Origin of the sequence: Allobosea sp. R86505 (assembly GCF_042466375.1) — a bacterium.
Classification (GTDB): Bacteria; Pseudomonadota; Alphaproteobacteria; order Rhizobiales; family Beijerinckiaceae; genus Allobosea.
This window is the reverse complement of the sequence record NZ_JAXHPY010000001.1, coordinates 683,660-704,329: the sequence shown is the minus strand read 5'-3', so window position 1 is coordinate 704,329 and position 20,670 is coordinate 683,660. Positions and strand designations below refer to the sequence as shown.

20 protein-coding genes are annotated in these 20,670 nt (G+C 67.6%); 10 read left to right on the top strand and 10 right to left on the bottom strand.

Annotated features, from left to right (window positions below; all coding sequences use genetic code 11):
* Positions 1–56: 56 nt before the first annotated feature.
* Genes leuS through holA form a run of 3 tightly spaced genes read left to right on the top strand, consistent with a single transcriptional unit; the run spans position 57 to position 4,268 of the window.
* Positions 57–2,681 (top strand): leucine--tRNA ligase, encoded by a 2,625-nt coding sequence (leuS, locus tag SJY11_RS03340; RefSeq protein WP_376985033.1) that lies wholly within the window; start codon positions 57–59, stop codon positions 2,679–2,681.
* The gene (locus SJY11_RS03335) at positions 2,668–3,219 is read left to right on the top strand and encodes an LPS assembly lipoprotein LptE (RefSeq protein ID WP_376985031.1); all 552 of its coding nucleotides are present in this window, start codon (positions 2,668–2,670) and stop codon (positions 3,217–3,219) included. Before leuS ends, SJY11_RS03335 begins: the two co-directional genes overlap by 14 nt.
* A gap of 17 nt (positions 3,220–3,236) precedes the next feature.
* Complete coding sequence (gene holA, locus SJY11_RS03330) at positions 3,237–4,268, top strand: DNA polymerase III subunit delta (protein WP_376985030.1); 1,032 nt, start codon at positions 3,237–3,239, stop codon at positions 4,266–4,268.
* Positions 4,269–4,272: 4 nt separating this feature from the next.
* Here the strand turns inward: holA and SJY11_RS03325 are convergent, their stop codons facing one another.
* The 8 genes from SJY11_RS03325 to hemE all read right to left on the bottom strand — a co-directional run bounded on the left by SJY11_RS03325 (position 4,273) and on the right by hemE (position 12,969).
* Positions 4,273–5,151, bottom strand: a complete 879-nt coding sequence (locus tag SJY11_RS03325; RefSeq protein WP_376985029.1) for a ParB/RepB/Spo0J family partition protein — start codon at positions 5,149–5,151, stop codon at positions 4,273–4,275.
* Positions 5,152–5,179: 28 nt separating this feature from the next.
* The gene (locus SJY11_RS03320) at positions 5,180–6,010 is read right to left on the bottom strand and encodes a ParA family protein (protein WP_069053182.1); all 831 of its coding nucleotides are present in this window, start codon (positions 6,008–6,010) and stop codon (positions 5,180–5,182) included.
* A complete protein-coding gene (gene rsmG / locus SJY11_RS03315) occupies positions 6,007–6,654 on the bottom strand; it encodes a 16S rRNA (guanine(527)-N(7))-methyltransferase RsmG (protein WP_376985028.1) in 648 nt (215 codons plus the stop codon). The genes SJY11_RS03320 and rsmG overlap by 4 nt, the downstream gene beginning before the upstream one ends.
* Before the next feature lie 22 nt (positions 6,655–6,676).
* On the bottom strand, positions 6,677–8,563 hold the full coding sequence (mnmG, locus tag SJY11_RS03310) for a tRNA uridine-5-carboxymethylaminomethyl(34) synthesis enzyme MnmG (protein WP_376985027.1): 1,887 nt from the start codon (positions 8,561–8,563) through the stop codon (positions 6,677–6,679).
* A 62-nt stretch (positions 8,564–8,625) separates the two neighbouring features.
* Complete coding sequence (gene mnmE / locus SJY11_RS03305; RefSeq protein ID WP_376985026.1) at positions 8,626–9,939, bottom strand: tRNA uridine-5-carboxymethylaminomethyl(34) synthesis GTPase MnmE; 1,314 nt, start codon at positions 9,937–9,939, stop codon at positions 8,626–8,628.
* A gap of 52 nt (positions 9,940–9,991) precedes the next feature.
* Positions 9,992–11,257: a transcription termination factor Rho gene (gene rho / locus SJY11_RS03300; protein WP_305691896.1), complete on the bottom strand. Its 1,266-nt coding sequence runs from the start codon at positions 11,255–11,257 to the stop codon at positions 9,992–9,994.
* 218 nt (positions 11,258–11,475) lie between these two features.
* On the bottom strand, positions 11,476–11,898 hold the full coding sequence (gene hemJ, locus SJY11_RS03295) for a protoporphyrinogen oxidase HemJ (protein ID WP_376985025.1): 423 nt from the start codon (positions 11,896–11,898) through the stop codon (positions 11,476–11,478).
* A 30-nt stretch (positions 11,899–11,928) separates the two neighbouring features.
* Positions 11,929–12,969, bottom strand: coding sequence for a uroporphyrinogen decarboxylase (hemE, locus tag SJY11_RS03290; RefSeq protein ID WP_376985024.1), 1,041 nt, complete (start codon positions 12,967–12,969; stop codon positions 11,929–11,931).
* A 458-nt stretch (positions 12,970–13,427) separates the two neighbouring features.
* Between hemE and SJY11_RS03285 the strand changes: the two genes are divergently transcribed.
* From SJY11_RS03285 to dnaQ, 5 genes are read left to right on the top strand one after another with little or no spacing between them, the layout of a single operon-like run.
* A complete protein-coding gene (locus tag SJY11_RS03285) occupies positions 13,428–14,258 on the top strand; it encodes a pyruvate, water dikinase regulatory protein (RefSeq protein WP_376989239.1) in 831 nt (276 codons plus the stop codon).
* A complete protein-coding gene (locus SJY11_RS03280) occupies positions 14,255–14,881 on the top strand; it encodes a Maf family protein (RefSeq protein ID WP_376985023.1) in 627 nt (208 codons plus the stop codon). Before SJY11_RS03285 ends, SJY11_RS03280 begins: the two co-directional genes overlap by 4 nt.
* Before the next feature lie 12 nt (positions 14,882–14,893).
* On the top strand, positions 14,894–15,727 hold the full coding sequence (locus SJY11_RS03275; protein ID WP_376985022.1) for a shikimate dehydrogenase: 834 nt from the start codon (positions 14,894–14,896) through the stop codon (positions 15,725–15,727).
* Positions 15,728–15,770: 43 nt separating this feature from the next.
* Entirely contained in the window at positions 15,771–16,397 is a 627-nt protein-coding gene (gene coaE, locus SJY11_RS03270) for a dephospho-CoA kinase (protein ID WP_376985021.1), read from the top strand.
* Entirely contained in the window at positions 16,390–17,097 is a 708-nt protein-coding gene (gene dnaQ / locus SJY11_RS03265) for a DNA polymerase III subunit epsilon (protein ID WP_376985020.1), read from the top strand. Before coaE ends, dnaQ begins: the two co-directional genes overlap by 8 nt.
* 7 nt (positions 17,098–17,104) lie before the next feature.
* Here dnaQ and SJY11_RS03260 read toward each other — a convergent pair whose 3' ends face one another.
* Together SJY11_RS03260 and secB are read right to left on the bottom strand one after the other, a co-directional pair.
* On the bottom strand, positions 17,105–17,848 hold the full coding sequence (locus SJY11_RS03260) for a TerC family protein (protein WP_326905588.1): 744 nt from the start codon (positions 17,846–17,848) through the stop codon (positions 17,105–17,107).
* 174 nt (positions 17,849–18,022) lie between these two features.
* Positions 18,023–18,520 carry a protein-export chaperone SecB gene (secB, locus tag SJY11_RS03255; RefSeq protein ID WP_376985018.1) on the bottom strand — a complete coding sequence of 166 codons (498 nt, stop codon included), beginning with the start codon at positions 18,518–18,520 and terminating at the stop codon, positions 18,023–18,025.
* Positions 18,521–18,764: 244 nt separating this feature from the next.
* Here secB and SJY11_RS03250 point away from each other — a divergent pair, with 244 nt between their 5' ends.
* Both SJY11_RS03250 and mltA read left to right on the top strand, forming a co-directional pair.
* Positions 18,765–19,493 (top strand): Tim44/TimA family putative adaptor protein, encoded by a 729-nt coding sequence (locus SJY11_RS03250; RefSeq protein ID WP_326905586.1) that lies wholly within the window; start codon positions 18,765–18,767, stop codon positions 19,491–19,493.
* Complete coding sequence (gene mltA, locus SJY11_RS03245; protein ID WP_376985016.1) at positions 19,490–20,668, top strand: murein transglycosylase A; 1,179 nt, start codon at positions 19,490–19,492, stop codon at positions 20,666–20,668. The genes SJY11_RS03250 and mltA overlap by 4 nt, the downstream gene beginning before the upstream one ends.
* The last annotated feature ends 2 nt before the right edge of the window (positions 20,669–20,670 follow it).

The window sequence follows — 20,670 nt, the reverse complement described above, 5'->3', positions numbered from 1 at the left end:
GCCTCAATGGTGTCCTAGTCCCGGCACCTCCGATGATGCAAGAATAGCCCGCTGCCATGGCCGTCGAACGCTACAATCCCAAGGAATCCGAGCCGAAATGGCGCGCCGTCTGGCAGGAGCGCAAGCTCTTCGAGACGCGCAACGTCGACCCGCGGCCGAGCTACTACGTGCTCGAGATGTTTCCCTACCCGTCGGGCCGCATCCATATGGGCCATGTCCGCAACTATGCGATGGGCGACGTGGTCGCGCGCTACAAGCGCGCCAAGGGCTTCGCCGTGTTGCACCCGATGGGCTGGGACGCCTTCGGCCTGCCGGCGGAGAACGCCGCCAAGCAGAAGAACGTCCATCCGCGCGAATGGACCTACGCCAACATCGCCGCCATGCGCACGCAGCTCCAGTCCATGGGCCTCTCGCTCGACTGGAGCCGCGAGCTCGCCACTTGCGACCCGTCCTATTACCGCCACCAGCAGAAGATGTTCCTGGACTTCCTCAAGGCCGGGCTCGTCGACCGCAAGACCGCGAAGGTCAACTGGGACCCGGTCGACGAGACCGTGCTCGCCAATGAGCAGGTCATCGACGGCAAGGGCTGGCGCTCGGGCGCGCCGGTCGAGATCCGCGAGCTGACGCAGTGGTTCTTCAAGATCACCACCTTCGGCCAGGAGCTGCACGACGCGCTGGAGGGCCTGACCCGCTGGCCCGACAAGGTGCGGCTGATGCAGAAGAACTGGATCGGCCGTTCGGAAGGGCTGCTGGTTCGTTTCGCGCTCGAGTCGAAGGCCGTCGAGGCCGATGAGATCGAGGTTTACACGACCCGGCCGGACACGCTGTTCGGCGCGAAGTTTCTCGGAATCGCGCCCGATCATCCCGTCGCCAGGATGGTCGCCGCGAAGAGCCCTGCCCTGCAGGCCTTCATCGAGGAGTGCAAGCGCACCGGCACGGCCCAGGAGAACATCGACAAGGCCGAGAAGCTCGGCTTCGATACGGGCCTGCGCGTCGCGCATCCCTTCGATCCGTCCTGGACGCTGCCGGTCTATGTCGCGAACTTCATCCTGATGGAATACGGCACCGGCGCCATCTTTGGCTGCCCGGCGCATGACCAGCGCGACCTCGACTTCGTCAACAAATACGGCCTCGGCAACACGCCGGTCGTGGCGCCGGAAGGCGTCGACCCGGCGGGCTTCGTCATCACCGACACGGCTTATGTCGACGACGGCCGGATGATCAATTCGCGTTTCCTCGATGGCCTGACCATCGCGCAGGCCGAGGAGGAAGTCGCACGGCGCCTTGAGAACGAGAGCCGCGGCAATCGCCCGGTCGCGGCCCGCAAGGTCAATTTCCGCCTGCGCGACTGGGGCGTTTCACGCCAGCGCTATTGGGGCTGCCCGATCCCCGTCATTCATTGTTCCGCCTGCGGAACGGTGCCGGTCCCCGATGCCGACCTGCCGGTGAAGCTGCCCGACGATGTCTCTTTCGACCGGCCGGGCAACCCGCTCGACCATCACCCGAGCTGGAAGCACGTCGCCTGCCCGCAATGCGGCGCAGCCGCCCGGCGCGAAACCGACACGATGGACACCTTCGTCGACTCGTCCTGGTATTTCGCCCGCTTCACCGATCCCTGGCGGACCGAGAGCCCGACCGACCGCGCCGTCGTCGATCGCTTCCTGCCCGTCGACCAGTATATCGGCGGCGTCGAGCACGCGATCCTGCATCTGCTCTATTCGCGCTTCTTCACCCGCGCGATGAAGGCGACCGGCCATGCCGGGCTCGACGAGCCCTTCGATGGCATGTTCACGCAGGGCATGGTCGTCCACGAGACCTATCGCGACGCGGACGGCAACTGGGTCGAGCCCGGCGATGTCCGCATCGAGACCGAGGGCAGCGAGCGCCGCGGCTTCCACGTTGAATCCGGCGCGCCGATCGAGATCGGCGCGATCGAGAAGATGTCGAAGTCGAAGAAGAATGTCGTCGATCCCGACGACATCATCGCCTCCTACGGGGCCGACACCGCGCGCTGGTTCATGCTGTCGGATTCGCCGCCGGACCGGGACGTGATCTGGACCGACGAGGGCGTGCAGGGTGCTGCGCGCTTCGTGCAGCGCCTCTGGCGGCTCCTGAACGAGATCGCCGAGCGGACCGGAAACGCCGCCGCCGCGCCCGAGGCGATCGGGGAAGCCGCGCAGACGCTGCGCAAGGCCACCCACAGAGCGCTGGATGCCGTCGGCAACGACATCGAGCGGCTCGCCTTCAACCGCTGCATCGCCCATGTCTACACGCTGACCAATGCGATCGGGAAGGCGCTTGACGCAGCTGCAGAAGCTGCAGCCCTTCCGGCCGACATGGCCTTCGCCCTGCATGAGGCCGGCGTCGTGGTGACCCAACTCGTCGCGCCGATGATGCCGCATCTCGCCGAGGAATGCTGGCGGGTGCTGGGCCAGCCCGGCCTCGTCGGCGAGGCGCCCTGGCCCGTCGCTGACGCCTCGCTGCTCAAGGACGACAGCATCGTCCTGCCGGTTCAGGTCAATGGCAAGAAGCGCGCCGAGGTGACCGTGCCGGCCGATGCGGATATCATCGCCGTCGAGGCGCTGGTGCGCGCATCCGATGTCGTGACGAAGGCGCTTGACGGCCGCGCGATCCGCAAGATCATCGTGGTGCCCGGGAGAATCGTGAATGTCGTCCTCTGAAACCGGCCAGCGCCACACCCTGCTCGGACGCCGGCTCATGCTCGCGATCGCCCTCTCGGCCGCCGCCGCCGCCGGAGGCTGCTTCCAGCCGCTCTACGCCGAAAACACCCGCTCCATCACCGGCGGCAGCGTCAAGGACACCTTCAAGGAGATCGAGGTCCCCGAGATCAAGGGGCTGATCGGTCATTATCTCCGCAACGAACTCGTCTTCGAGCTCGATGGCGGCAACGAGCCGGACCGCGCCAAGCGGCTGACATTCCAGACGCAGATTTCCGAGGCGATCGAGGTCGTGACCGTCGACTACGCCAATGGCCGGGCCGATTCCGCCATCCTCGTCGCGACCGCGAACTGGACCCTGACCGACACGGTCTCCGGGCAAGTCGTCTCGAAGGGCAGCAACGTCGTCCGTGCACCCTATGAACGCTCCTCGCAGCGCTTCGCCACAGTCCGCGCAGCGCGCGACGCCCAGATCCGCGCGGCGAAGAACCTCGCCACGCTGATTCGCGGGCAGATCGCCGCCGACCTCGTCGCCGGCTGAGCGGATCAGGACGCCGCATGGCCTCGATCAAGGCGCATGAGGCGGATCGCGCGCTCGCCCGGCTCGACCCAGCCTATCGTCTCGTGCTGATCTACGGCCCCGATGCAGGCCTCGTCTCGGAGCGCGCGAAGGCTCTCGCCCGGGCCCATGTCGACGATCCCGATGACGCCTTCCAGCTCATCCGGATGAGCGGCGACGAGATCGCCGGTGACCCGCTGAAGCTCGTCGACGAAGCCAACACCATCGGGATGTTCGGCGGCCGGCGGGCGATCCGCGTCTCGCCCACCACCAAGATGCTCCTGGGTGCCGTCGAGCCGCTGCTGGCCACCCCCTCGCAGGATGCCATCGTCATCATCGAGGCCGGCGATCTCCAGCGCACCAATCCGCTGCGGACCGCCTGCGAACGCGCACGGACCGCGCTGGCCGTGCCCTGCTATGGCGACGCCGCGCGCGATCTCGGCACCATCATTGACGAGATGGTCCGGGCCGCGGGCAAGAGCATCGACCGCACCAGCCGTGACCTGCTCGCCGGCCTGCTCGGTGGCGATCGTCAGACCTCGCGCCGGGAAATCGAGAAGCTGCTATTGTATGTCGGCGACGATCCCGCGATCGGCCCGACTCATATCGAAGCCATCGTCGGCGACACCGCCCAGCGCGAGCAGGCGATGCTGGTCGACGCGGTCTTCGCCGGGAAACTGCCCGTCCTCGACCTCGCACAGGCCAAGCTCGCCAGCGAAGGGCTGGATGCCGGCGTCATGCTCGGCGCAGTGCTGAGGCACGCTCTCGCCCTGCTGAAGGCCCGGCAGGGGGTCGATGCCGGCCGCAGCGCCCGCGACATGGTCGCGGCGATGCGCCTGCCCTATCCGCGCATCGCCACGACGGAGGCGGCGCTGTCGGCCTGGACCACGCAGAAACTGATGGAGGCGGTGACCCTGCTCGGCAATGCCACGCTCGCGGCCCGCCGCGACGGCGATCTCGGCCGGGCCGGCGCGACGCGGGCGCTGTGGACGCTGGCGCGCCACGGCCGCGTGGCCGGGCGCGGGGAATAGCCGCTCAGTCCTTCAGGCGGCGGCAGAGCGCGTCTAGCTGCTCGAGCGTCTTGTAGCTGATCTTGACCTCGCCGCTGCCATTGGCGCGGTGGCTGATCGAGACAGACAGACCGAGCGCCTCTTCCAGCGCCTTTTCGACCGCCCGCGTATCGGGGTCCTTCTCGACCCGCGGCTTCGTCGCGATGCTCTTGGTCTCGCCGCGCGACTCCTCCTGGACGATGCGCTCGATGTCACGCACGCTCAGACCCTCGTCGACGATCTTGCGCGCCATCAGTTCCGGGTCCGAAACAGACAGCAGCGCGCGGGCATGGCCGGCCGACACGGCGCCGTCACTGACCATCTGGCGCACGGAGGGCGGCAGCTTCGACAGACGCAGCGTGTTGGCGACATGGCTGCGACTCTTGCCGATCACGCGCGCCAGATCGTTCTGCGTGTAGTTGAATTCGGCGATCAGCTGCTCATAGCCCGCCGCTTCCTCGATCGCGTTGAGATCGGTGCGCTGTACGTTCTCGACGATGGCGATTTCGAGCGCCTCGCGATCATTGGCCTCGACCAGGATGACCGGGACGTCGTGCAGACCGGCCCGCTGGGCCGCCCTCCAGCGGCGCTCACCGGCGATGATCTCATAGGCATCGAGCATGCCGACGATCGCCCGCACGATGATCGGCTGCAGGATGCCGCGCTCACGCACGGACGCCGTCAACTCCTCGAGATCCTCCTCGGCGAAGCTGCGGCGCGGATTGCGCGCGCTCGGCCGCAGGAACTCGACCGGGACGCGGCGCTGGCCGCGGGCCCGCTCCAGCGCACCGATCTCCTCGCCGACATCGCCGATCAGCGCTGCCAGACCCCGGCCCAGGCGCGAACGCCCCTGTTCTTCGGCCATCGCCATCATTCAACCTCTGGTCAATGCTTCAGGCCGCCGCGCGCAGCGCACGCTCGCGGCGGATCACTTCGGACGCCAGCTTCAGATAGGCCTGCGAGCCCGAGCAGCGCAGATCATAGAGCAGCGCCGGCTTTCCATAGGACGGCGCCTCCGACACCCGCACATTGCGCGGAATCACCGTCTCATAGACCTTGTCGCCGAGGAATTCGCGCACATCGGCCATGACCTGTCCGGACAGGTTGTTGCGCGGATCGTACATCGTCAGCACGACGCCCTGGATGATTAGGCGCGGGTTGAGCCCGGCTCGAACCTGCTCGACGGTCTTCAGCAGCTGGCTCAGGCCCTCGAGCGCGAAGAACTCGCATTGCAGCGGCACCAGCACGGCATCAGACGCCGTCATCGCGTTGATGGTGATGAGGCTCAGCGAAGGCGGGCAGTCGATCAGGACATAGGTCAGATCGGAGCAGCGCTGGTCATAGACCAGTTCGTCGATCGCGTTCTTCAGCCGATGCGCCCGGTCCTTGGAAGAGGCGATCTCGAGCTCGACTCCGAGCAGATCCAGCGTCGAGGGCGCCAGGAACAATCCGGGAACGGCGGTTTCCTGCATGGCCTGGCCGAGCCCGACATCGCCGCAGAGCACGTCATAGGTGGAGGATTTGCGGCTGCGCCGGTCCACGCCCAGCCCGGTCGAGGCGTTGCCCTGCGGGTCGAGATCGACGATCAGGACCTTTTCGCCGATCGCAGCCAGGGCCGTGCCGAGATTGATCGCCGTCGTGGTCTTGCCGACGCCGCCCTTCTGATTCGCGAGCGCCAGCACGCGCGGGCGGCGCGGCATCGGGATAGGCGTAAGATCGGTCATGGATCGGCCCGTTTCTCGGCTGCGCGGACCATCAGGATCCGGGCGGCCCCATCCGTCACGGAGGAAACCGTTGAGGCCTGAATCTTCCAATATCTGGACGACTCCGTCAATTCCGCATCTAGATGTTGTCCCTTCGGAAAGAGTCCGAGGGTGCCTGTTCTCAACAGCTCTTTGCACCAGTCGAGCAGTTGCGGCAGTGGCGCCAGCGCCCGCGCCGTCACCACATCGACGCGCCCGGTGAAACCGCCGATCACATCCTCGATCCGGGCCGGATGCACCGTCACCGGCGCCCCGGTCAGCCGCGCGGCATGGCGCAGAAAGGCGCATTTGCGGCTGTTGCTCTCGACCAGATGGATGCGTCCGCCCTCGACCTCGGCGAGGCAGATGCCGATGACCAGGCCGGGGAAACCCCCGCCGGAGCCGAGATCAAGCCAGGTTCGGGCGTCGGGCGCGAGCCTGAACAGCTGGAGGGAGTCGGCGATATGCCGCATCCAGACATCGGCGAGCGTTGTGCCGGACACGAGATTTTTGGCCGCTTGCCAGCGCGCGAGCTCCGCCACCAGCAGCGAGAGCCGCTCCTCTGTTTCACGTGAAACAGGCGTCAAGCGCAAAGCGCGGGCGCGGTCCGAATTATCAACAGACATGGCGTGGTTATCAACAGTTCCGTCAGGAGACCGCGAGGGGAGTGGCCCGTTTCCGGCGGGCATGCGCCGCCAGCAGCGTCAAAGCGGCCGGAGTCATCCCCTCGATGCGGCCGGCCTGGGCGATATCCGCCGGCCGCTCGGCCGTCAGCTTGGCCTTCAGTTCGTTCGACAGGCCGGAGATCTTATCGAGATCGAGATCATCCGGCACCTTCAGCGACTGGTCGCGCTGATAGGCCGCGATCTCGCCGGCCTGGCGGTCGAGATAGACCGAATAGACCGCATCCGCCGTGACCCGCGCCACCACGCCGGGCGCGAACTCGCCAAGCTCCGGCCATATCGCGGCCAGATGCTCGAAGCCGATATCGGGATAGGAAAGAATTTGATAGGCGCTGCGGCGGATGCCGTCGCGATTGATCGCGACCCCCGCGGCCTCAGCCTGTTGCGGCGTGAACGTCAGCGCCTGCAGCCGCGACCTCAGCGCCTCAATGGCTTGGCTCCGCTCGGTGAAGGCGCCAAGGCGCTCCGACCCAACCACGCCCAGTTCGGCCCCCAAGGCCGTCAGCCGCTCATCGGCATTGTCGACGCGCAGCGAAAGCCGGAACTCCGCCCGCGAGGTGAACATTCGATACGGTTCCGTAACGCCGCGCGAGACGAGGTCGTCGACCATGACACCGAGATAGGAACTGGTGCGCGGCAGCACCATCGGCTCGGCACCGCCCGCCATCCGCGCAGCGTTCAGCCCGGCCAGCAGCCCCTGCGCTCCGGCTTCCTCATAGCCGGTGGTGCCATTGATCTGGCCGGCGAGGAACAGCCCACCGATGGCGCGCGTCTCCAGCGTGTTCCGGAGCGCGCGCGGATCGACGAAATCATACTCGATCGCGTAACCGGGGCGCAGCATCGCCGCCCGCTCCAACCCCGGGATCGTCGCCAGCAAGCCACGCTGGACGTCCTCGGGCAGCGAGGTCGAAATCCCGTTGGGATAGACGGTATCGTCGTCCAGTCCCTCCGGTTCGAGGAAGATCTGGTGCCCGTCCCGGTCGCCGAAGCGGCCGACCTTGTCCTCGATCGACGGGCAATAGCGCGGCCCCCGCCCCTCGATCTGCCCGGAGAACATCGGCGCGCGGTGCAAATTGGCCCGGATCATCTCATGCGTCGCCAGCGTCGTCCGCGTGATCCCGCAGGCGATTTGCGGATTGGTGATCGCCGTCGTCAGCGCCGAGAACGTCTCCGGCGGGTCGTCGCCGGCCTGCATCTCCAGGGCCGCCCAGTCGATGGTGCGCCCATCGAGCCGCGGCGGTGTGCCGGTCTTCAGCCGCCCGAGCGGGAAGTCATGGCGGGCGAGGGTGGCCGACAGCCCAACCGACGCCGCCTCGTCGACCCGCCCGGCCGGAATCCGCGTTTCGCCGATATGGATCAGGCCCCGTAGGAAGGTGCCGGTCGTCAGCACGACCGTTCCGCAACCGAATCGAAGACCATCCGCGAGGATGACGCCGGCGACGCGCCCCTGCTCGATGTCGAGGTCGAACACGTCTCCGGCAACGATAGAGAGGTTGGCCTGGGCGGAAAGGAGGTCCTGCACGGCCGCGCGATAGAGCTTGCGATCGGCCTGGGCGCGCGGTCCGCGGACGGCGGGGCCCTTGCGGCGGTTCAGCATACGAAACTGGATGCCCCCCCGGTCGGCTGCCCTGGCCATGATGCCGTCCAGCGCGTCGATCTCGCGCACGAGATGGCCCTTGCCGAGACCACCGATCGCGGGGTTGCAGGACATCACGCCGATCGTGTCGAGGCGATGCGTGATCAAGGCCGTGCGCGCGCCATAGCGGGCCGCTGCCGCAGCCGCCTCGACGCCGGCATGGCCGCCGCCCACGACGATGACGTCGTATCGGTTTTCGATGGGGTTCTGCGACATGACATGTCGCTATCGAAGCCCCGGCGGGGGGTCAATCTCTATCGGAGATCGGCGCTGCTGGCCTACTTGCCAATGCAGAAGCCCGCGAAGAGCTGATCCAGCACATCCTCGATGTCGACGCGCCCCAGCAGGCGCTCCAGCGCACGCACGGCCAGGCGCAGATCCTCGGCGAGCAGCTCCGCCTGGTCATGGCGCCCTCCGATGGCACGCTGCAGCGCGCCGATCGCCTGGTCCACCGCGACGCGATGCCGCTCGCGCGTCAGCAGGGCCGGCTCGACCGCGCCTTGCCCGGCGAGGCGCTCGCCGATCAGGGTCAGGAGATCCGCGATCCCCTCGCCCGTCTGCGCCGACACCGGCACTTCGCCAGGCCGCACCGCGCCGGCGAGATCCACCTTGGTCGCCAGCGCGATGACACCCTCGCCGCCGTGAAGCCGATCCGGATCCGAATCGGTTGCTCGCAGGCTCAGAACCAAATCCGCCTTCTCGGCCAGCGCGCGCGCCCGGCGGACGCCCTCCGCCTCGATCGGATCGGTGCTGTCGCGCAACCCCGCTGTATCGATCAGCGTGACCGGCAACCCGGCCAGGTTGAGGCGGACCTCGATCGCATCCCGCGTCGTTCCCGCGATCGGGGAGACGATGGCAACGTCGCGACGGGCCAGAGCGTTGAGCAGGCTCGACTTGCCGGCATTGGGTGGTCCCGCCAACACGACGACGAAGCCCTCGCGAATGCGCTCGCCGCGCGCGAACCCGCCGAGAGCCTCGCGAAGCTGGGCCAGAACGTCGTTGACCGTCGCGAGCGCCCGCTCGGTCAGAGGGCCCGTGACATCGGCCTCGTCGGAAAAGTCGATCTCCGCCTCGAGCAGCGCCATCGCCTCGATCAGCGACCGCCGCCAGGTCGCGGCGGCGACGCCCAGCACGCCGTCCATCTGCCGCAGCGCTTGCCGCCGCTGCCATTCCGTTTCCGAATCGATCAGATCGATCAGCCCCTCGACCTCACTGAGGTTGAGCTTCCCGGCCTCGAAGGCGCGGCGGGTGAATTCCCCCGGCTCCGCCAGACGGATTCCGGGGAGGTCGCACAGCACCTGCAGCAGCCGCGCCAGCACGGCCGGGGCGCCGTGGATGTGCAGTTCGGCGACATCTTCGCCGGTGAAACTAGCCGGGGCGGGGAAGTACAGGACGAGCGCCTGGTCGATCGCCTCGCCGGCGGCGTCTCGCAGCGTGCGCAACGATGCCCGGCGAGGCGCGGGAAGGGGCCCGGCGATTGTTTCGATTGCGAATCGGACGCGCGATCCCGACAGCCGGACCACGGCAACGCCGGCGCGGCCGGCCGCCGACGACAGCGCTGCGATCGTCGGCAGATCATCGGGAGCGCTCATGCCGGACCCGTCGTCAAACCGGTACGGACGCGAATCGATCGGCGCCGGTGGATCAGGTGTTCATCGAGTCGAAGAAGTCGGCGTTCTGTTTGGTCTGGCGCAGCTTGTCCATCAGGAACTCGATCGCATCCTGCGGGCCCATCGGGTTGAGGATGCGGCGTAGGACGTAGGTCTTGGCCAGGACATCCTTCGGCGTGATGAGCTCTTCCTTGCGGGTGCCCGATTTGAGGATGTCGATCGCCGGGAAGATGCGCTTGTCGGAAACCTTGCGGTCGAGCACGATTTCCGAGTTACCAGTGCCCTTGAACTCCTCGAAGATGACCTCGTCCATGCGGCTGCCGGTGTCGATCAGCGCGGTGGCGACGATGGTCAGCGAGCCGCCTTCCTCGATGTTGCGGGCCGCGCCGAAGAAGCGCTTGGGCCGCTGCAGCGCGTTGGCGTCGACACCGCCGGTCAGCACCTTGCCGGAGGAGGGGACGACCGTGTTGTAGGCGCGGCCGAGGCGGGTGATCGAGTCCAGCAGGATCACGACGTCGCGGCCATGTTCGACCAGGCGCTTGGCCTTCTCGATGACCATCTCGGCGACCTGGACGTGGCGCGTCGCCGGCTCGTCGAAGGTCGAGGACACGACCTCGCCCTTCACCGAGCGCTGCATGTCCGTGACCTCTTCCGGCCGCTCGTCGATCAGCAGGACGATCAGGTAGCATTCCGGGTGGTTGGTCGTGATCGACTGCGCGATGTTCTGCAGCAGGACGGTCTTGCCGGTACGCGGCGGCGCGACGATCAGGGCGCGCTGGCCCTTGCCGATCGGGGCGACGATGTCGATGACGCGGGCCGAGAAATCCTTCTTGGCGGGCTCCGCGACCTCCAGCTTCAGTCGCTCGTCGGGATAGAGCGGCGTCAGATTGTCGAAATTGATCTTGTGCTTGATCCGCTCGGGATCCTCGAAATTGATCGTGTTGACCTTGAGCAGGGCGAAGTAGCGCTCGCCGTCCTTCGGGCTGCGGATGGGACCTTCGACGGTGTCACCGGTGCGCAGGCCGAATTTCCGGATCTGCGTCGGCGAGACATAGATGTCGTCGGGACCCGGCAGGTAGTTCGAGTCGGGCGACCGCAGGAAGCCGAAACCGTCAGGCAGGACCTCGACCACACCCTCGCCGAGGATCTCGGTTTCCCGGGCGGCGAGTTGCTTCAGGATCGCGAACATCAGTTCCTGCTTGCGCATGGTGCTGGCGTTCTCGACCTCGAGCCCCTCCGAGAAGGCGAGGAGTTCGGTCGGAGACTTGACCTTGAGGTCTTGGAGTTTGATTTCCCGCATGGGGCACCCGGATCGAAAATGTCTCGGCTCAGGCGGCCGGGACCAGGACGGTAAGGAAATGAACGACAGGCCCGGACGGACGGCGCTGGGGTTGAGCGCCACGAGCGGCTGCCAGGGCAGTCGGCTCACGAACCATCGACAACAGGGAGAACGCTGGAGAAGCGTACCGTCTGATAGCCGGAAACGCCGTCCGGCTCAAGCGGCAAACCGCATCGGCCTCAGAACGGCTTGACGATGACGAGAATGACGATGCCAACCATCAGCACCGCCGGCACCTCGTTGATGATCCGGTAGAAGCGGCCCGACTTGGTGTTGCGATCATTGGCGAAGTCGCGGACCCGCCCGACGAGATAGCCATGGACGCCCGAGAGCAGCACGACCAGCAGGATCTTGCCGTGCAGCCAGCCGCCTTTGAAGGCGAACGCATCCCAGGCGAGGTAGAGCCCCAGCACCCAGGTCACGATCATCGCGGGGTTCATGATCCCCTTGAGCAGCCGCCGTTCCATGACCTTGAAAGTCTCGGACTGGGCCGAACCCGGCTCGGCATCGACATGGTAGACCATTAGCCGCGGGAGATAGAGCATCCCGGCCATCCAGGAGATCACCGCCAGGACATGGACCGCCTTCAGCCACTCATACATCGCGAACGCGCTCCGTCATGCCCGCTGCGGTCAGCCACGCACCGCGGCCAGCAGCCGCTCGACATGCGCGATCGGGGTGTCCGGCAGAATGCCGTGCCCGAGATTGAAGACGAAGGGCCCCTTGCCGAAGGCTTCCAGCACGGCCGCGATCTCGCGATCCAACTCCGGACCACCGGCACGCAGCACCAGCGGATCGAGATTGCCCTGGACGGGCACGAGCGACTGGATCTCGTCGCGGGCGAACCCACGATCGATCTCCGATTCCAGGCCGACGGCATCGACGCCCGTCCCGTGCACATAGGCCGGGATCAACCGCCCCGCCCCTCGCGGGAAGCCGATGATCCTCGCCTTCGGGTGCCGCGCCCGCACACCGTCGACGATGCGCCGCGTCGGCGCGATGCACCAGCGCTCGAAATCCGCCCCGCCCAGCGAACCCGCCCAGCTGTCGAAGATCTGCACGGCATCGACCCCGGCCTCGATCTGGGCACAGAGATAATCGATCGAGGTCGCGACGATCCGGTCGATCATCAGCCGGAACAGCGCTTCATCGCGGGTGAAGAGCTCCTTCGCAGGCCCCTGGTCGGGCGTGCCGCGGCCCGCGACCATATAGGTCGCCACCGTCCAGGGCGCACCACAGAACCCGATGAAGGCCGTCTCCTTCGGCAGCGAAGCGCGGACACGACGCACCGTCTCGATGACGGGGTCGAGCACGGAAAGCCCCGCCTGCCTGTCGATCTCGGCAAGCCTGTCTCGGTCGGCGACGGGCTCGAGCCGGGGACCTTCACCCTCGACGAACCAGAGCTTCTGTCCCAGCGCCTGCGGCACCACGAGAATGTCGGAGAACAGGATCGCGGCATCGAAGCCGAAGCGCCGGATCGGCTGAAGCGTGACCTCGGCGGCCCATTCGGGATTGTAGCAGAGGCCGAGGAAACTCCCGGCCTTGGCCCGGAGTGCGCGGTACTCGGGCAGATAGCGCCCGGCCTGGCGCATCATCCAGATCGGAGGCGTCGCCAGGGTCTGTCCGGAAAGGGCCCGCAGGAAGGCAGGCTCGGCATGCGTCGTGAGGCTCATCGGCGATCCATCCCCCATCTCTCTTAAATAGATTTCTAGAGAGAGAATCTTCTTTTTTGACTCTTGGATGGGGGCAGATAGCCCGACGCAATCCGATCCACAACCTGTCCACAGGTGTCCAGCCTGAGGCAGGCGAGGCGCGCTGTCCACCCGGCTAGCGTTAACGGTTTGTTAACCCGTGCGAATCGCGACCGCCCATCGGCGCGCCAAAATGATTCACGTGAAACACTGCCACCACGCCCCACAGCCCCTGGCCTGTTAACGAATCATTAGGGTTATACAGACCTTAACGCCGCCGCTCTCCGGGCGCCGATTTGTCCACATTGCTCCCCAGGTAACCCGCGACCACGAGCGCGCTGTCCCTGTCGCTGGCCGGACCGCCGGAAGGTCCTGCGGATTTGCTTTGGCGGCCCGCCGGGCTAGAGGTGGCTGACCGCGTCATGGCCCCGGGGAGCCCCGTGCACCGCAATTACTTTCATCTCCACCTGGTGTCGGACGCGACCGGCGAAACCCTCATCGCCGTCAGCCGCGCCGCCGCGGCCCAGTACGAATCGGTGTCCGCGATCGAGCACGTCTATCCGCTGGTCCGCTCGGAAGCGCAGCTCGCCCGCGTCCTGGCGGAGATCGAGGCCTCGCCGGGCGTCGTGCTCTACACCCTGGTCGAGCCGGAATGGTCGCAGCGGCTGGAGAATTTCTGCCGCGAGCTGGGCTGCCCTTGCCTGTCGGTGCTCAACCCGGTGCTGGCGCTCTTCCAGTCCTATCTCGGCCAGGCCTCGGCCCCGAAGCCGGGCGCACAGCACGTTCTCAATGCCGAGTATTTCCGCCGCATCGACGCGATGAACTACACGCTGCTGCATGATGACGGCCAGCTCGGCGGCGATCTCGAGAGTGCCGACATCATCCTGGTCGGCATCAGCCGGACCTCGAAGACGCCGACCTCGATCTACCTCGCCAATCGCGGCATAAAGACCGCCAACATCCCGCTGGTGCCGAACGTGGCACTGCCCGCCGAGCTCGAGCATGTCCGCAAGCCGCTCATCGTCGGCCTCGTCGCCAGCCCCGATCGCATCGTCCAGATCCGCCAGAACCGGCTTCTGTCGCTCCGGGCCGACGACGAGACGCCCTATGTCGATCCCGCCTCGGTGGCCGACGAGGTCGCCCAGTCGCGCCGGCTCTGTGCCCGCAAGGGTTGGCCGGTGATCGACGTGACCCGTCGCTCGATCGAGGAGACGGCAGCCTCGATCCTCGATCTGCTGCGCGACCACCGCATGAAGTTCATCGCGACATGATCGCGGCCTCGGGCCTCTGGCTCTCACCGCAACCGTTGGTGCTGGCCTCGGGCAGCCTCACCCGGCGCGACATGCTGAGGGCCGCTGGCATCCCCGTGGAGACAGCGAAGCCGTCGGTCGACGAGCGGGCGGTCGAAACGCCCTTGCGCGCCGCCGGGGAATCCCCGGCGCGGATCGCTCGGGCCCTCGCCGTCGCCAAGGCCTCGGCTGTCTCGGCGCTGCAGCCGGACAGGCTGGTGCTGGGAGCCGACCAGACGCTGGCCTGCGCGGGCGAGGCCTTTCACAAGCCGGCGGACCGTGCTGCGGCGGCGCGGCAGATCGCCGCTCTGGCCGGCCGCGATCATGAGCTGCACAGCGCCTTCGCGCTGGTGCGGGGTGGCAAGGTGCTGGCCGAAGGTCACCAGGCCGCCAGGCTCACCATGCGCCCGCTGACGCAGGGCTTCATCGAATCCTATCTCGACACGGTTGGCGATGCGGCTTTCTCCAGCGTCGGCGGCTACCAGATCGAGGGCCTGGGCGCGCAGCTCTTCGAGCGCATCGAGGGCGACCATTTCACCATTCTCGGCCTGCCGCTGCTGCCCGTCCTGGCGGCGCTGCGCGATCTCTCCGTCCTTGCCCGCTGAGTCCCAATATCCATGACACCGCGCTGCTTTGTCCTCGGCCATCCCGTCGCCCATTCGCGCTCGCCGCTCATCCATGGCAGCTGGCTCGCCGAGCATGGCCTTGCTGGCAGCTATGAGCGCGTCGATGTGGCGCCTGCCGATCTGTCGGCCTTCGTCGGGAGGCTGCGTGCCGGCGAGTTCACCGGCGGCAATGTCACCGTCCCCCACAAGGAGGCGATGCTGGGGCTGGTGGACCACGCCACGGACGCGGCCCGCGCCATCGGCGCGGTCAACACGCTATGGCGCGAGGGCGAGCGGATCTGCGGCGACAACACCGACGTCTCGGGATTCCTCGCCCATCTCGATGCCACGGCGCCGGCCTGGGACGGGCGCGTCGGGACGGCGCTGGTGCTGGGCGCCGGCGGCGCCGCCCGCGGCATCGCCTTCGGGCTCAAGGGTCGCGGCATCGGCCAGATCATCCTCGTCAACCGCAGCCGTGCGCGGGCCGACGAGCTGGCGGCTGCGCTCGGCAAAGGTGTCGAAGCGGCCGACTGGACACGGCGGGACGCGCTCGTGGGTGAGGCCGATCTGGTGATCAACACGACGGCGCTCGGCATGCACGGCCAGCCGCCGCTGGAGATCGACCTCGCGCGCCTGCGCCCGGGCACGATCGTCGACGATATCGTCTATGTTCCGCTGAAGACGCCGCTGCTGATCGAGGCGCAGCGCCGCGGCGGCATCCCCGTCGACGGGCTCGGCATGCTCCTGCACCAGGCGGTACCGGGCTTCTCGCGCTGGTTCGGCGTGACGCCGACCGTGACGCCGGCGCTGCGGGAGCGGCTGGAAGCCGATATCCTCGGCCACTGATTCGCAGGGCGAGCCCGCCTCGGGCTCCGGGACGCGGCACGCCATGACCTTCATTCTCGGCCTCACCGGCTCGATCGGCATGGGCAAGTCGACCACCGCCGGGCTGTTCCAGGCGCGCGGCATTCCGGTCCACGATGCCGATGCGACGGTCCATGCGCTCTATCGCGGCCGGGCCGCGCCCCTGATCGCGGCGGCTTTCCCCGACGCCGTCCCCGACGGCGCGGTGGACCGGCCGCGCCTCTCGGCCGCCGTGCTGGGCAAGCCGGAGGCGATGGCGCGGCTGGAGGCGATCATCCACCCGCTCGTGCGCGAGGAGGAGGAGGCCTTCCTGCGCCGCTGCCGGGAGAGAGGGCAAGGCCTCGCCGTCCTCGACGTGCCACTCCTTCTGGAGACGGGCGGCGAGGGGCGATGCGACGCGGTGCTCGTGGTGAGCGCGCCGGCCGAGGTGCAGCGCGCCCGGGTTCTGGCCCGCGCCGGAATGACCCCCGAGCGGCTCGACGCCATCCTGGCCCGTCAGATGCCGGATGCGCGGAAGCGTGCACGGGCCCATTTCATTGTGGACACGTCGCGCGGCGTTGTGGCGGCAGGCCGGCAGGTCGGGTCTATCCTGGCTGCGCTTGCCGGGCGTCCGGGCCGGGGCGGGCGAGGGTGGACCGACGACCATGCGTGAGATCGTTCTCGATACCGAGACCACCGGCGTCGAGGCACTGGGCGGTGACCGCGTCGTCGAGATCGGCTGCGTCGAGCTCGTCAACCACTGCCCGACCGGGCGCAGCTTCCACAAATACATCAATCCCGAACGGCCGATGTCGGAGGGCGCCTTCAAGGTCCACGGCCTGTCGGACGCCTTCCTCGCACCGCAGCCCGTCTTCGCTGCCATCGCCGACGAGTTCGCCGGATTCATCGACGGCGCGCGTCTGGTGATCCACAACGCCGCCTTCGATGTCGGCTTCCTGAACATGGAGTTCCAGCGCATCGGCCGTCCGCCGATCGAGTCCTCGCTGGTCGTCGACACGCTCTCCATGGCCCGCCGCAAGCATCCGGGCGCCTCCAACAGCCTCGATGCGCTGTGCACGCGCTACGGTATCGACAACAGCCGCCGGACCCGCCACGGCGCGCTGCTCGACGCCGAGATCCTGGCGGAGGTCTATATCGAGCTGATCGGCGGCAAGCAGGCGTCGCTGGGGCTGGGCGCGGGGGAGGCCGGCGGCAACGGTCTGGCGCCGATCCGGATCGAGCGGCCGCAGCGGCAGCGCCCGCTGAAGCCGCGGCTGGACGAGGCCGCCATCGCCGCTCACGAGGCCTTCATCCGCTCGCTCGGCAAGAACCAGCTCTGGCGCGGCTATCTCGGCATCGCCGAGGAGGCCTGACGCCTCCTCAGTCGCCCTTGCGACGCAGCGCCCGGCGCGACGCCATGTTGAGCGCCTCCACCGTCGCCGAGAACGCCATCGCCGCATAGATGTAGCCCTTGGGCACATGGGCGCCGAAGCCCTCCGCGATCAGCATGCCGCCGATCATCAGCAGGAAGCCCAGGGCCAGCATCACGATGGTCGGGTTCCGCTCGATGAACAGCGCCAGCGGGTCGGCCGCCAGCAGCATGACCAGCACGGCGACGATGACCGCGATGACCATGACCGGGATGTGGTCGGTCATGCCCACGGCAGTGATGATCGAATCGATCGAGAAGACCAGGTCGAGCAGCAGGATCTGGAAGATCACGCCGCCGAAGGTGACCGCTGCGGCGCGGCCGCCGTCGAACACGTCCGGCCCGTGATTGGGATCGACCTTGTGGTGGATTTCGACGGTCGCCTTCCAGACCAGGAACAGCCCGCCGCCGATCAGGATCAGGTCGCGCCAGGAGAAGGCCTTGCCGAAGACCGAGAAGATCGGAGCGGTCAGCTGCACGATGATCGCGACCGTGCCGAGCAAAGCGAGTCGCAGGAACAGCGCCAGACCGATGCCGATCTTGCGCCCGCGCGAGCGCTGTTCCTCCGGCAGCTTGTTGGTCAGGATCGAGATGAAGATCAGGTTGTCGATGCCGAGGACGACCTCCATGGCGATCAGGGCGCCGAGCGCAGCCCAGACGGCGGGATCGACGGCGAGCGTCATCAGATAGTCCATCTGTCCTCCGGCCACGGCTCGATGGGACGGGCTGCGGTCAGCCATCCGTCGGGATTCAGGGGGCGGCGGCGAGCGCTGGGCACCCTGGCAGGGCAAACCTGTCGGGAATACCCGGAGGGCGCAAACGAAAAAGGGCCCCGCAGGGCCCTTGGTCGTCACGGCATGGGTCGCGGCTCAGGCGAGCGGCTCGCCCTGCTGCGTCTGGAACTCCTGCATGCGCTGCTGATACAGCGCCGCGAAGTCGATCGACGGCACATAGAAGGGCGGGAAGCCGCCGCCCTGCACCGCTTCCGCGATGATCTGGCGGGCGAAGGGGAAGAGCAGGCGGGCGCAGTCGATCACGAGCACGGGATGGATATGCTCCTGCGGAATGTTCAGGAGCCGGAACACGCCGCCATAGCTGAGATCGAAGGCGAACAGCATCTCGCCGTTGAGCTCGGCCTTGCCCTCGAGCTGAAGCACGGTCTCGTAGTCGTTTTCGCCCAGCGCGCTGCTGGAGACGTTGACCTGCAGCGACATCTGCGGGCCTTCCTGGGCCTGCTGCTGGCCGAGCGCACGCGGCGCCTTCGGGTTCTCGAAGGAGAAATCCTTGGTGTACTGGATCAGGGCGCTCATGCTCGGCGCTGCGTCTGCGGCACCGTTGCCGTTGCCGTTGGGAAATTCGTTGGCCATCGGTCCCATCGCTTTTGGCTGGCTGTCTCGGGAAGTCCGCACCCGTCCGAGGCCTTGGACTGCGCTCTGCACTCACGCAACGGCGCGGGCGTCGGCTATCATGGTCCAAAGCGCCGCACAAGAACTCGCCTTCACAAGCAGGGGGGTGGATGTTACGAGCCTAGGTCACCATATGACGCGTGACGGCGCTCCCACGCGGAGATGCTGGTCCTGCAATACGACTGGAGCCTCAGGTCAGCTTTCGATGCAAAATTCCTTCGACATGACGACTCTGGTCTTCCTGGCTCTGGCCGTTTTCGTCGCCTGGAAGTTGCGCTCCGTGCTCGGCCAGAAGACCGGCAGCGAGCAGCCGCCGACCGATCCGTTTTCCCGCCGCGAGACGCCGCCGGTTCGGCCCGACCAGGCCGCGCCCGCCGATGCGCGTCGCGACAACGTCATCCGTCTGCCCGGCGCCGCCAATGATCCGGCCGCGGCCGCACCCGTGGCCGACCGCTTCAAGGACATCGCGCCGGAAGGCTCGCCCATCCTCGCCGGCATCGAGGGCATCATCAAGCTGGAGCCGGGCTTCGATCCGCGCGAGTTCCTCGGCGGCGCCAAGGCCGCCTACGAGACGATCGTCACCGCATTCGCCCGCGGCGACCGCAAGATGCTGAAAGGGCTGCTCGCCAAGGAGGTCTATGAGGGCTTCGAGCAGGCGATCACCGATCGCGAGAAGCGCGGCGAAAAGGCCGAGTCCAGCTTCGTCTCGATCGACAAGGCCGACATCACCGCGGTCGACGTCAAGGGCAAGACCGCCCAGGTCACCATCGCCTTCGTCTCGCAGCTGATCAGCGTGACGCGCGACGCCCAGGGCACGGTCGTCGACGGCAGCGCCGAGGCGGTCTCCGAGGTCAACGACATCTGGACCTTCTCGCGCCAACTCGGAAGCCGCGACCCCAACTGGCTCCTGGTCGCGACCGAATCCGCGGCGTGATCCGTGGCGCCGGTCTCGCACTGGCGCTCCTCGCGGCCTGCGCGACACCCCTGACCGCGATGGCCACAACGGCTCCACCTCTCCCGCAAGGCTCCCTGGCCGAGGCTCTGACGCCTGCTCAAGTGCCGGGCTGGGCCGGAGACGATCACCGCATCGTCCTCTCGCTCTTCGCTGCAGGCTGCCAGGCTGAGCCGCCTCTGCGCGCGGCCGTTCCCGTTCCTGCTGCCCTCCTTTCCGCTTGCGCCCAGGCCCGGCGTCTCCAGGCCGCCGGTCCGGTCAGTGCCGCGGCGGCCAGGCAGTTCTTCGAGACGCAGTTCGGCTTCTGGCGGATCCGCTCCGCACCGGGAGCGACCGGCTTCATGACTGGCTATTTCGAGCCGGAATTCGAGGGCTCGCTGACCCGCTCGGCGGCGTTCCCGACGCCGCTCTATGGCCGCCCGCCGGAGCTGGTCACCCGCATGCCCGGAGACGACTGGCCCGGCCTCGATGCCGGATTGTCGGCTGCCCGCCGAACGGACAAAGGGTTCGAGCCTTTTCCGGATCGCACGGCGATCGAGACCGGCGCGCTGGATGGGCGTGGCCTTGAAATCCTTTGGATGCGCGATCCCGTCGATCGCTTCGTGCTGCAGGTCCAGGGCTCGGGCCGTATCCGCCTGCCCGACGGAAGCGTGACGCGGCTGGTCTATGCCGGCCGCAACGGCCATGCCTATACCTCGCTCGGCCGCGTCCTGAAGCAGCGCGAGGCCATCCCGCCCGCGCAGATGACGATGGACCGGCTGATCGCGCGGCTGAAGGCCGATGCCGATTTCGCCCGCGACCTGATCCGGCTGAACCGCTCCTTCGTCTTCTTCGCCCGCCGTGACGACCTGCCGCCCGAAAGCGGGCCGATCGGGGGAGCGGGCCTGCCGCTGACGCCGCTGCGCAGCATCGCCATCGACCGCGGCATCTGGCCCTATGGCCTGCCGGTGTGGATCGACGCGACGGTGCCGGGTGAAGCCGGTGGCGAGGAGCGGCTGGCGCGCCTGATGCTGGCGCAGGACACCGGATCGGCCATTCTGGGCCCGGCGCGGCTCGATCTTTTCGTCGGCTCCGGGGCTGCGGCCGGCCACCGCGCCGGGCTGATCCGCCACCCCGTCGACTTCATCATCCTCTGGCCGCGCGATCCCGGGCCTTAAGC